General features: G+C 66.6%; 11 protein-coding genes. 7 read left to right on the top strand and 4 right to left on the bottom strand.

Annotation, left to right across the window (positions count from 1 at the left end; genetic code table 11):
* Window positions 1-113: 113 nt before the first annotated feature.
* Entirely contained in the window at window positions 114-1,517 is a 1,404-nt protein-coding gene (gene mgtE / locus HWN72_RS01315) for a magnesium transporter (RefSeq protein WP_231958240.1), read from the bottom strand.
* Window positions 1,518-1,822: 305 nt separating this feature from the next.
* Between mgtE and HWN72_RS01320 the strand changes: the two genes are divergently transcribed.
* From HWN72_RS01320 to HWN72_RS01330, 3 genes are all read left to right on the top strand, one after another.
* Window positions 1,823-2,293, top strand: a complete 471-nt coding sequence (locus tag HWN72_RS01320) for a peptidylprolyl isomerase (RefSeq protein WP_008831009.1) — start codon at window positions 1,823-1,825, stop codon at window positions 2,291-2,293.
* A gap of 245 nt (window positions 2,294-2,538) precedes the next feature.
* On the top strand, window positions 2,539-3,597 hold the full coding sequence (locus HWN72_RS01325; RefSeq protein WP_211149572.1) for a L,D-transpeptidase family protein: 1,059 nt from the start codon (window positions 2,539-2,541) through the stop codon (window positions 3,595-3,597).
* Between the two features lie 115 nt (window positions 3,598-3,712).
* A complete protein-coding gene (locus HWN72_RS01330) occupies window positions 3,713-4,192 on the top strand; it encodes a hypothetical protein (protein WP_008831011.1) in 480 nt (159 codons plus the stop codon).
* Window positions 4,193-4,322: 130 nt separating this feature from the next.
* Here HWN72_RS01330 and HWN72_RS01335 read toward each other — a convergent pair whose 3' ends face one another.
* The 3 genes from HWN72_RS01335 to HWN72_RS01345 are packed head-to-tail and all read right to left on the bottom strand — an operon-like array spanning window position 4,323 to window position 6,202.
* A complete protein-coding gene (locus HWN72_RS01335) occupies window positions 4,323-4,526 on the bottom strand; it encodes a hypothetical protein (protein ID WP_008831012.1) in 204 nt (67 codons plus the stop codon).
* Entirely contained in the window at window positions 4,526-4,702 is a 177-nt protein-coding gene (locus HWN72_RS01340; protein ID WP_211149573.1) for a DUF4169 family protein, read from the bottom strand. Before HWN72_RS01340 ends, HWN72_RS01335 begins: the two co-directional genes overlap by 1 nt.
* A gap of 12 nt (window positions 4,703-4,714) precedes the next feature.
* Entirely contained in the window at window positions 4,715-6,202 is a 1,488-nt protein-coding gene (locus tag HWN72_RS01345; RefSeq protein ID WP_211149574.1) for an ATP-binding protein, read from the bottom strand.
* Between the two features lie 271 nt (window positions 6,203-6,473).
* Here HWN72_RS01345 and adh point away from each other — a divergent pair, with 271 nt between their 5' ends.
* The 4 genes from adh to HWN72_RS01365 all read left to right on the top strand — a co-directional run.
* The gene (adh, locus tag HWN72_RS01350) at window positions 6,474-7,994 is read left to right on the top strand and encodes an aldehyde dehydrogenase (RefSeq protein WP_211149575.1); all 1,521 of its coding nucleotides are present in this window, start codon (window positions 6,474-6,476) and stop codon (window positions 7,992-7,994) included.
* 109 nt (window positions 7,995-8,103) lie between these two features.
* Window positions 8,104-8,529: a DUF779 domain-containing protein gene (locus HWN72_RS01355; protein WP_211149576.1), complete on the top strand. Its 426-nt coding sequence runs from the start codon at window positions 8,104-8,106 to the stop codon at window positions 8,527-8,529.
* Between the two features lie 62 nt (window positions 8,530-8,591).
* Window positions 8,592-9,767, top strand: a complete 1,176-nt coding sequence (locus HWN72_RS01360) for an FIST N-terminal domain-containing protein (RefSeq protein WP_008832867.1) — start codon at window positions 8,592-8,594, stop codon at window positions 9,765-9,767.
* Window positions 9,768-9,824: 57 nt separating this feature from the next.
* Window positions 9,825-11,389: PAS domain-containing sensor histidine kinase (locus tag HWN72_RS01365; protein ID WP_211149577.1), on the top strand; the 1,565-nt coding region annotated here is incomplete at its 3' end.

The following is an 11,389-nucleotide window of genomic DNA, read 5'->3' on the forward strand; positions in this document are numbered from 1 at the left end:
TTGCATGCGCCCTGCCGATGGGGCTTCGACAAGCTCAGCCTGAGCGGTGTTTAAAGCCCTGCTCTCAACCCGCTCAGGCTGAGCTTGTCGAAGCCCCCGCCGCAAGTACGACGTCAGGCCAGCCCCACCACCACCGCGAGGCCGAGGAACGAGAAGAAGCCCATCGTGTCGGTCGCCGTCGTCACGAACACGGCCGAGGACACCGCCGGATCGACGTTGAACTTGTCGAGCGTCACCGGCACCAGAATGCCCATCAGCCCTGCCACGAGGTTGTTGATGACCATCGCCGAGGCAATCACGGCGCCCAGCAGCGGGTTGGAGAAGATCAGCCACGTCCCCACGCCGATCAGCAGGCCCAGCGCGAAGCCGTTGGCCAGCGCGATGCGGAATTCGCGCAGGATCATCCTGACGGTATTGGAATCGGTCAGCTGGTTGGTGGCGATGGCGCGCACCGCCACGGCGAGCGTCTGCGTGCCCGCGTTGCCGCCCATGCCTGATACGATCGGCATCAGCACCGCCAGCAGTGCGAACTTCGCGATCGCTCCCTGAAACAGCCCGACGACCGAGGCCGCCAGCATTGCCGTCGCAAGGTTCACTACGAGCCAAGTCAGGCGCGCGCGCACGGTCAGCAGAATCGGCTCGTTGATGTCGCCGTCGCCTGCACCGGACAGCAGCAGGGCGTCCTCGCCCGCTTCTTCCTGAATGATGTGGACGATGTCGTCGACGGTGATCTGGCCGATCAGGCGGCCCGCAGGGTCCACCACCGCCGCCGAGATCAGCGCGTACTTCTGGAAGCGCAGCGCGACTTCTTCCTGATCCATGTCGGCCGGGATCAGCGTCTGGTCGCGGGCCATGACGTCGTAGAGCGGGATGTTGCGCGGCGTGCGCAGGATCCACGAAAGCGAGCAGGTGCCGATCGGGCGGTGCATCGGATCGACGATGAACACTTCCCAGAACTCGGTCGGCAATTCGCGATGTTCGCGCAGGAAATCGATGAGATCGCCCACCGTCATCGATTCGTGGACCGCGACGAGTTCGCGGCTCATCAGACGGCCGGCGGATTCTTCGGGGTAGGACAGCGCCGACTCGATCGCGGCGCGGTCTTCCGGCTCCATCTCGGCAAGGACGGCCTGCTGGTCGGCCTCGTCGAGATCCTCCAGCATCGCGACGGCGTCGTCGGTGTCGAGCTGTTCGGCGATCTCGGCGACGACGTCGGCCGGAAGCGCTTCCATCAGCGCCTCGCGGACCCAGTCGTTCAACTCGGCAATGACTTCCGAGCCCATCAGGTCGCGGATCGCGCCGGCCAGCGTCAGGCGCTCGCGTTCGTCGAACAGCTCGAACAAGTCGGCGATGTCGGCGGGGTGGAGCCCTTCGACGAGGTCGTAGACGCGATCGGTGTCTTCATCGTCGAGCGCGTCTTTGACGCTGCGCACGAATTCGGGCTTGAGGCGGTTGTCCTCGTCCAGCGATTCGGATTCGGGCGCGTCCTGACGCACGGTGTCTTCCGTGTGGTCCATCGGGTCGTGCTTGAGGTCCGCGTCGCTCATGCGGGCCGGTCTACGCAGCTATCTCGCAATTGCAACAGGGCTTTGCCATGCTCACTCGGGACTGCACGGGCTTCGACAAGTTCAGCCGTGACCCTTCGACAAGCTCAGGGTGAGCGGAGGTGGTGTAAACCTCCCAAACGCGCTCAGGCTGAGCCTGTCGAAGTCCCTTCGGCATGGTGCCGGTTCACGCCCCCTCGTGACATTGCCGCGCCATCGCCTATATCGGGCGCCAAAGTTTACCGGCGCGATCGCGCCCGGCCTCATGGAGACAGGCAATGGCTGACGAATTTCTCACACTCTCGCTCGACACCGGCAACGGCGAAGGCGGCGACGTCAAGATCAAGCTGCGCCCCGACCTGGCCCCCGGCCACGTCGAGCGGATCAAGGAACTGGCCGGCGAAGGCTTCTACGATGGCGTGAAGTTCCACCGCGTGATCCCGGGCTTCATGGCGCAGGGCGGCTGCCCCAACGGCACCGGCATGGGCGGTTCGTCCAAGCCCGACCTGAAGGCCGAATTCAACGCCGAGCCGCACGTGCGCGGCGTGTGCTCGATGGCCCGCACCAGCGCGCCGCACTCGGCCAACAGCCAGTTCTTCATCGTGTTCGACAACGCGACCTTCCTCGACAAGCAGTACACCGTCTGGGGTCAGGTCGTCGAAGGCATGGAGCACGTCGACGCGCTCCCCAAGGGCGAGCCGCCGCGCGAGCCGGGCAAGATCGTCAAGGCGACCGTCAGCGAAGGCTGATAGCTAGTCCTGTGAAAATGCGCTGAGGCGCATTTTCGCGGCACCGGCCCACTCCCCCACCCGGCCTCCCACTAGTGTACCCTCGATGGGAGGCTGGGTGGGGGAGTGGGCCGGTGCCGCAAGTTCGGCCACGCCGAACTTCAAGCGGAAAAAGGGCGGTCCCGCGGGGCCGCCCTTTTCGTTTGCGGAGCTTTCCCGGTTTCGGGGCGTTTTCAAAGCAACAGAACCATAACTTTGGGTGATGCTTGAAACGTCTCGTTCCCCTCAGCCTTTCGTGTTTCGTGCTGCTGGCCTCCTGCGGGCCGCAGACGGAACAGGCGAAGGCTCCCGCGAAGAGTTCCGACACTCTGGCTTTCGCCGATGCCCCCGGCGGCGGCGAGACCGAGGCGGCCGACAGCCTGCTGATGCGGGCGCAAGTGGCGCTCGACCGTGCCGGGTTCTCGCCCGGCGTGATCGACGGGAAGGACGGGCAGTCCTACAAGCTGGCGCTCGGCGCCTTCCAGGAAGCGCGCGGACTTCCCCGTAGCGGACAGCTCGATCCGGCAACCCAGCAGGCCCTGTTCCCCGCACAGAACATGGCGGCGACGCGGCTGGTGGTGATCCCCGATGCTTTCGCGCGTGGGCCTTTCACGCGCAACCTGCCGACCAAGACTTCCCAGCAGGCCGGCTTCGACCATCTCGGCTACCGCTCGCTGACGGAGGCACTGGCCGAGCGCTTCCATACCACCCCCGATACGCTGGTGGCGCTCAACGGCCATGGCACGAAAGTCGGTTCGGGCACCACGGTGCGCGTTCCCGCGATCGCCAACGTGCCCGTCGCGAAGATCGATGGTGACGAGCGCGGCTGGTCCGACACGCTGCAGCGCCTCGGCGTCGCGGGCGATCAGCCGACAGCCGAGAAGATCGTCGTCGACAAGTCCGAGGGCACGCTGCAGGCCTTTGACAAGCAAGGTAAACTCATCGCGCAATTCCCCGTCACCACGGGCAGCGGCCATGATCCGCTCCCGCTCGGCAAGTGGGAGATCAAGGGCACCTCGCGCAATCCGGATTACCAGTACGATCCGGACCTGTTCTGGGACGCCAACAAGAACGATACCGCAAAGCGCCTCGCCCCCGGCCCCAATGGCCCGGTCGGCGTGGTATGGATCGATTTGTCCAAGGACCACTACGGCATCCACGGCACGCCCGAGCCCGCGAAGATCGGCCGCACCGAAAGCCATGGCTGCGTGCGCCTGACCAACTGGGACGCGGCGCGCCTTGCACAGATGGTCCATTCGGGAACCGAAGTTCTGTTCCAGGCGTGAAAACGGACGGGTCGAGTCCTTAGCGGGGCAGGGCGAATCCGGGCCTCTTGTCCGCAAGATGCGTGGAATCTAGCCGATTGGCATCGTTTCCAAGGATACAGGGAGTCCCCCGCCCATGAAGATCCGCCTGATCGCCCTCGCGGGCATCTGCGCTTTTGCCGCAAGTTCCGCCAATGCGGCGACCGTCACCGCCGAGGCCAATGTCGCCCGCTCCGAAGGCAGCTGGGGCGGCGAACTCGCCGTCGGCGTGCCGGTGATCCAGGACGGTGGTTTCGCGATCACCCCGGCCGTCGGCGCGTTCTTCCACAAGCGCGACCATGACGGGTACTACGAGGACAACTCGCAGTGCTTCCGCCGCTCCAACGACGAGCAGGTCGGCGACGGTCATTGCGATAATTCGGGCACCAAGATCTTCGGCAAGGTGGAGGCGACTTATACGCTGCCGATGTCGTTCACTCTTGGTCTCGGTGCGCGTTTCATCGGTAACGACCTGCGCGCCTACGGCACCGCCGCGATGCCATTGGCGCCGTTCCTCTCGGGCAAGGTGAACGTCGGCGATCACTATGTCGCGGCGGGTGTGCAGGCGAAGTTCTGATATCGAGGGGGCTTCGACAGGCTCAGCCTGAGCGGAATTGAGAGGTTTGCACTACTCCTGCCATTGGGAGGCCTGCTCCAACCCCGCTCACCCTGAGCTTGTCGAAGGGGCGAAGTCCCCGCAGCCGAATTCAGCTTTCCAGCAGATCCACGTAAGCCACCACGTCGTTGTCGGTGGCGAGGAACAGGCCGTCCTGCACGTCCTCGCTTTGTAGCGAGGCTATGCGCATCGCCTCGGACAGCGGGCCGTAGAACAGCGTGTTCGCCGCGCCGCCCTCGGCTCCGCCGTCGAGGTGATAGAGGCGCACGCTGGCGTCGTCATACGTGGTGCGCATCAGTCTTCCCGTCTGGCCCCATCAAGGGTGCGATCGATCCGCGCGACTTCGGCCTGCGTGGCGGATTTCTCGGCCTTGGTGCGGCCATGCTGGGCGCGGTTCGCCGCCGCCTCGGCCTTGTCGGCGGAGCGGGCCTTGGCCTTGCGGGCCATGCGCAGGTTGATGATCTCGGCCATGATGGCCCGACCTTACGCCTCGACCGGCGCGGTTGTCACGCCGAGATCGGGCAGACCGACCGAGCGCTTGCCCGAGAAATCGGTGCGCACCACGATCAGCCCGTCCTTCTCCAGATAGTCGAGCAGACGCTGCACGCGGCGGGGCGAACTGGTGCCGTAGATCCGCGCGAGGTCCATGTCGTCCGGGCACGGCTTGCCGTCGATCGCGGCGCGGGCGATCACATAGAACGTCGCCAGCGCATCGTCGGGCACGTGCTTCGACAGGTTGATGAGGTCTTCCCAGCGCGCGTCGTCGGGGTTCTCGATTCCCGCCAGCGCGGCGGCGAAGCCCCGGCGGAACATCGTCGCGTCGAGGCCGCGCACGGAAATGCCCTTCATGCGGCAGCGGATGGTGAAGTCCTGGAACAGCGTGGTCGCGGACTGGAACGTGCAGTCCGGCTCCTCGGCCATCACGTTCATGATCTCGATCATCGCCGCGCGGGTTTCCTCGGCGCCGGGCTCGTTGCGCTCCCTTTCACGCTCGCGTTCGCGGGCCTGCGCGGTGGTGGGTTCGAGCAGTTCGGTCGCGGCGATGCGGCGGGCCAGCGTCTCGGCATCGTCGACGCGCGGGGCGGGACGGTGGAACTCGGGACGATCCGGCTCGACGTGGAGATTGTCGTGCAGCAGTTCGCGCAGTTCCTCGGTGGTCGCCGTGGGCAGCGGGGCGAGGCCCGGCGTCACCGACTTCGCGCCGGTCTGCACCGTGCCGACACTGACCGACACCGGCCGCCGCGCGATCGCGGGGCCTAGGCCAAGGAACTGCCCGCGCCCGAGATCGCGGATCGTCTCGGCCTGCCGCCGCTCCATGCCGAGGAGGTCGGCGGCACGGATCATGTCGATATCCAGGAAGGTGCGGCCCATCAGGAAGTTGCTGGCCTCGGCCGCGACGTTCTTGGCCAGCTTGGCAAGGCGCTGGGTGGCGATCACGCCCGCCAGACCGCGCTTGCGGCCGCGGCACATCAGGTTGGTCATCGCCGCGAGGCTGACGCGGCGGGCCTCTTCCGAGACTTCACCGGCGGCGGCGGGGGCGAACATCTGCGCCTCGTCCACCACCACGAGCGCAGGATACCACTGCTCGCGCGGGGCATCGAACAGGGCGTTGAGGAACTGCGCGGCGCACTTCATCTGCTGGTCGATCTCCAGCTCGTCGAGCGCGAGGACAACCGAGGCGCGGTGCTGGCGGATGCGCGCGCCGAGGCGGGCGATCTCGGCCTCGCCATAGGCGGAGCCGTCGATGACGACGTGGCCGAACTGCTCGGCAAGGCTGACGAAGTCGCCCTCGGGGTCTATCACCACCTGCTGGACGATCCCGGCGCTCTCTTCGAGGATGCGGCGCAGCAGGTGCGACTTGCCGGACCCGGAATTGCCCTGCACCAGCAGGCGGGTCGCCAAGAGTTCCTTGATGTCGATCTCTACCGGCTCCCCGCGCTGGGCGGTGCCGATGACGATGTTCGCGCTCACGTCCGGGCTAGTGCCAAAGCGGGGGGCGGGGTGCAAGCGGGGCGGGGGGTTATCCAGAGGTTGCGTCTTGCGCGAGGGGGCTTCGACAGGCTCAGCCCGAGCGGTTTTAAGAGCCGGTCTTTAAATCCCGCTCAGGCTGAGCCTGTCGAAGCCCCCACCGCACACCCAGATCCTGTCGAAGGGCATCGTCCCAAGGTACAATTGGCCTGCCGCGCCCATCGGCTCACATTGCCTGTCGAAACCCCACGGGGGTCAGGTTCGGAGATTTGGGATGTTGGAACAGGCGATTGGCAAATTCGCGGGCGAGTCGCTCATCCGCGAGAAGTTCGACAACTTCATCGGCGGCAAGTGGGTGGCCCCGGTCAAGGGGCAGTACTTCGACAATATCTCGCCGGTGACCGGGCAGGTCGTGTGCCAGGTGGCGCGCGGGACGGCCGAGGACATCGAACTGGCGCTCGACGCCGCGCACGCCGCCAAGGACGCCTGGGGCAAGGCCTCGCCCACCGAGCGCGCGAACACCTTGCTCAAGGTCGCCGACCGCCTCGAAGCCAACCTCGACAAGCTGGCGCTGGCCGAGACGATCGACAACGGCAAGCCCATCCGCGAGACGACCGCCGCCGACATCCCGCTGGCGATCGACCACTTCCGCTACTTCGCCTCGTGCCTGCGCGCGCAGGAAGGCTCGATCGCCGAGATCGACCACGACACCATCGCCTACCACTTCCACGAGCCGCTGGGCGTGGTCGGCCAGATCATCCCGTGGAACTTCCCGATCCTGATGGCCGCGTGGAAACTGGCGCCGGCGCTGGCGGCGGGCAACTGCGTGGTGCTCAAGCCCGCCGAGCAGACCCCGATGTCGATCCTGGTGCTGGCCGAGGTAATCGCAGACCTGCTGCCGCCGGGCGTGCTCAACATTGTGAACGGCTTCGGCATCGAGGCGGGCAAGCCGCTGGCGCAGAACAAGCGCATCGCCAAGATCGCCTTCACCGGCGAGACGACGACCGGCCGCCTCATCATGCAGTATGCGTCGGAAAACCTGATCCCCTGCACGCTGGAACTGGGCGGCAAGAGCCCCAACATCTTCTTCGCCGACGTGATGGACCACGACGACGACTTCCTCGACAAGGCGCTCGAAGGCTTCACCATGTTCGCGCTCAACCAGGGCGAGGTCTGCACCTGCCCCAGCCGCGCGCTGGTGCACGAATCGATCTACGATGCCTTCATCGAAAAGGCGATCGCGCGGGTCGAGGCGATCAAGCTGGGCAGCCCGCTCGATGCATCAACGATGATCGGCGCGCAGGCATCGAACGACCAGCTGGAGAAGATCCTCAGCTACATCCAGATCGGCAAGGACGAAGGCGCCAAGGTCCTGACCGGCGGCGAGCGCGCCACGCATGATGGCGAACTGGCGCAGGGCTACTACGTGCAGCCGACCGTGCTGGAAGGCCACAACAAGATGCGCGTGTTCCAGGAAGAGATCTTCGGTCCGGTGCTTGCCGTGACCAAGTTCTCGACCGACGAGGAGGCGCTGGAGATCGCCAACGACACGCTCTACGGCCTCGGCGCCGGGGTGTGGACGCGCGACGGAACCCGAGCCTACCGCATCGGCCGCGGCATTCAGGCCGGGCGCGTGTGGACCAACTGCTACCACGCCTATCCCGCCCACGCGGCGTTCGGCGGCTACAAGCAGTCGGGGATCGGTCGTGAGAACCACAAGATGATGCTCGATCACTACCAGCAGACCAAGAACCTGCTCGTCAGCTACAGCCCGAAGAAGCTCGGCTTCTTCTGATCGTGGCGGGTTCGCCAAGAGCTCTCAACCCGGCGTCCCGCCACCATAACGGCGCCGGATACCTCGAAACGGCGGATGGCCCTTGCGCCATCCGCCGCTTTTCGGCGTCATGAGCCTCCCGGCCCGCATCCTCGCCACTCCGACGGCGGAGGAATGGATCGAGCGCCTGCGCGCCATCCACGGCCCGCTGATGTTCCACCAGTCGGGCGGCTGCTGCGACGGTTCCGCGCCGATGTGCTTCACCGAGGGCGAGTTCCGCGTCGGCGCGCAGGACGTGCTGCTCGGCTCGCTCATCGGCAACACCCGCGTCTGGATCGGCGCGGCGCAGTTCGAGTACTGGCGCCATACCCAGGTCACCATCGATGTAGTGCCCGGACGCGGTTCGGGCATGAGCCTGGAGGCGCCTGAGGGCGTACGCTTCATCGTGCGCAGCCGCATCTTCACCGATGAGGAGAACGCCGCGCTTGAAGCGGCAGGTGACCCACTGCGGGGCGATGATGCGAACGCGCTTGGCGGTGGGGGCGGTTCGGCCTAGACTTTCGCGCTTGGGTCACGGACCGCACCGAAGAGGGCGGCCGGAAGGAGAGGGACATGCGAATGGCAGCACAGATTCACGACGGTGACCGCCCGCTGGTGGCCTGTGCCTCGCACGCGCAGGACCCGGCTGATGCCGTCGCGGAACTGGTCGAGGCCATTGGCGGCGTGGAACTGGCAGGCGCGCTGCTGTTCTGCTCGCACCGCTACCCGCGCGAGGAACTGGCGCGCGTGCTCACCGCAAGGCTGCCGGGCGTGCCGCTGATCGGCTGCACCAGCGCGGGCGAACTCACCAGCCGGGGTTACGACACCGACAGCCTGCTGCTGATCGGCTTTCCCGCTGCCGGCTTTTCGATGGCTTCGCTGCGGTTCGAGGATCTCGACAACTTCGACCCCGTGACCGCGCAGGGCGCGATCCGCCAGCTCGTCGCGGGGGCGCGGCTGGACCACGGCGCGGCGGACGATCTGCATCAGGTGGCGCTGTTCTTCGTGGACGGCCTGTCGCACCGCGAGGAACTGCTGACGATGACCGCGCAGCATGCGCTGGGCGACGTCCAACTGATCGGCGGCTCCAGCGGCGACGGCCTGTCCTTCCGAGAGACGGCGGTGCTGCACGAGGGGCGCTTCCACTCCGACGCGGCAGTGATCGCGGTGCTGACCAGCCGCCGCCCGATGCACGTCTTCTGCGCCAACCACTACCGCCCCGGCCCGGCCAAGATGGTCATCACCGAGGCGGACCCGGAAACCCGCACCGTCTACGAGATCAACGCCGCCCCCGCCGCTGAGGAATACCTGCGGTTGTCGGGCAGTCCGGGTGAGGAACTCGACGTCCACTTCTTCGCCGCGCACCCGCCGATGGTGCGCACCGGCGGCCAGTTCCACGTCCGCTCGGTGCAGAGCGCGAACCCCGACGGTTCGCTGACCTTCTACTGCGCGATCGACACCGGAGTCGTCCTGACCATCGGCGAGCCGGTGGACCGGCTGACCTGGATGCGCGAGCTGTTCCAGTCGGTCTCGCGCAAGGTGGGGGAGATCGACCATATCATCGGCTTCGACTGCGTGCTCAACCGGCTGGATGCCGAGGACCGGCAGATCCTTCGCGAAGTTTCCGACATCTATGTCGAGAACAACGTGCTGGGGTTCAGCACGTACGGCGAGCAGTTCCTGGCCGCGCACATGAACCAGACCTTCAGCGGGCTGGCGATCGGGCGGGCGGTGGATGAACCGGCACGGCCATGACGATGCCTTGCCCCTTTGCTCGCAATAACGAAGTGGGTGTGAGGTCGGGAGACGATCATGGCCCTGACTGACCCCGAAACCCGCGACACCGAAACCGCCCGCCTGCGCGCCCGCATCGCGCAGCTGGAGAAGATCAACGCCGCGCTGATGGACCGGGTGGAGCGCTCCACCGACATGCAGGGCGGGGCGTTCTCGATGTTCGAGACGGCGATCTCGCTCGACGCCATGGTGCGCGACCGCACCGGCGCGCTGGAGGTGGCGCTGGAGCGGCTCAACACGGTCAATGCGCAGCTCGCCGCCGCTCATGGCGATGCCACCGCCGCCCGCGTGATGCTGCGCGATGCCATTGAATCGCTGTCGGACGGCTTCGCGCTGTTCGATGCGGAAGACCGTATGGTCCTGTGCAACCGCGCTTACCTGAAGATCTTTCCCAATTTCGAAGGCGTGCAGGGCGATGCGCCCGAATTCGCCGAACTCGCCAGCCGCCTCGCGCAGACCGGCGCCACCATGGGCTCGCGCATGGCACCCGAGCGCTGGCTCAAGGACCGCATGGCGCAGCATCAGCGGGCGCAGGGCGCGCACGTGCAGGCGCTGGCCGACGGCCGCTGGATCCAGATCAACGAGCTGCGCACGACCGAAGGCGGCACCGTCGGCATCTATACCGACATCACCACCGTCAAGGCCGAGGATGCCCGCCAGCGTGCCCGCGAACTGGCCGAACGCAACCTGGCGCTGCAGGCGACGCTGGATACGCTCTCCGAAGGCGTCTGCCTTTTCGACGCCCAGCGCCAGCTTCAGGCGTGGAACGAGGGCATGCTCACGGTGCTGGCGCTGGCCGAGGACGGTCCCGCCATCGACACGCATGAGGCGCTGTCGGGTTGGTGCACCGGCGAATGCGGGCTGGACCGGGTGGAAGCGCTCGACTGGCGCGAGGGCGGCGGCGCGCGGGTCGTCGCCAACTGCACGATGCGCGGGCGCTATTTCACCGTCCGTTCGGTATCGCTCAAGAACGGCGGCATGGTCTTCACGTTCGATGATGTGACCGATCATATCCAGTTCGAACGCTCGCTGACCGAGACCGCCGAGACGCTGGAGCGCCGCGTCACCGAGCGCACCGCCGAACTGGTCGAGGTGAACCGCCAGCTCGTCGAGGCAAAGAACGAGGCGGAGACGGCGAACCGCTCCAAGACCAGCTTCATTGCCGCCGCCAGCCATGACCTGCTGCAGCCGCTGAATGCGGCGCGGCTGTTCGTTTCGGCGATGGACGGTCAGGCCATGGCCGAACGGCCGCGCTCGCTGGTGCATCAGGCATCCACCGCGCTCGATTCGGTCGAGGATTTGCTCGAAGCGCTGTTCGAGATTTCGCGCCTCGATGCGGGGGCGATCCAGCCCGAGTTCGCGGACCTGTCGCTCGGGGCGATCCTCTCGGCGCTGCGCGTGGAGTTCGCGCCGCTGGCGAGCGCGGGCGGGCTGGCGTTCACGGTGCCCCATACCGCGCTGTGGGTGCGCTCCGATGCGCGCCTGCTGCGCCGGGTGCTGCAGAACTTCGTGTCCAACGCGATCCGCTATACCGAGCAGGGCAGCGTGACGGTGGAGGTGGTGGAGCAGGGCGCGGACGTCGT

This window comes from Novosphingobium sp. HR1a, from assembly GCF_015594425.1.
GTDB classification, from domain to species: Bacteria; Pseudomonadota; Alphaproteobacteria; order Sphingomonadales; family Sphingomonadaceae; genus Novosphingobium; species Novosphingobium resinovorum_A.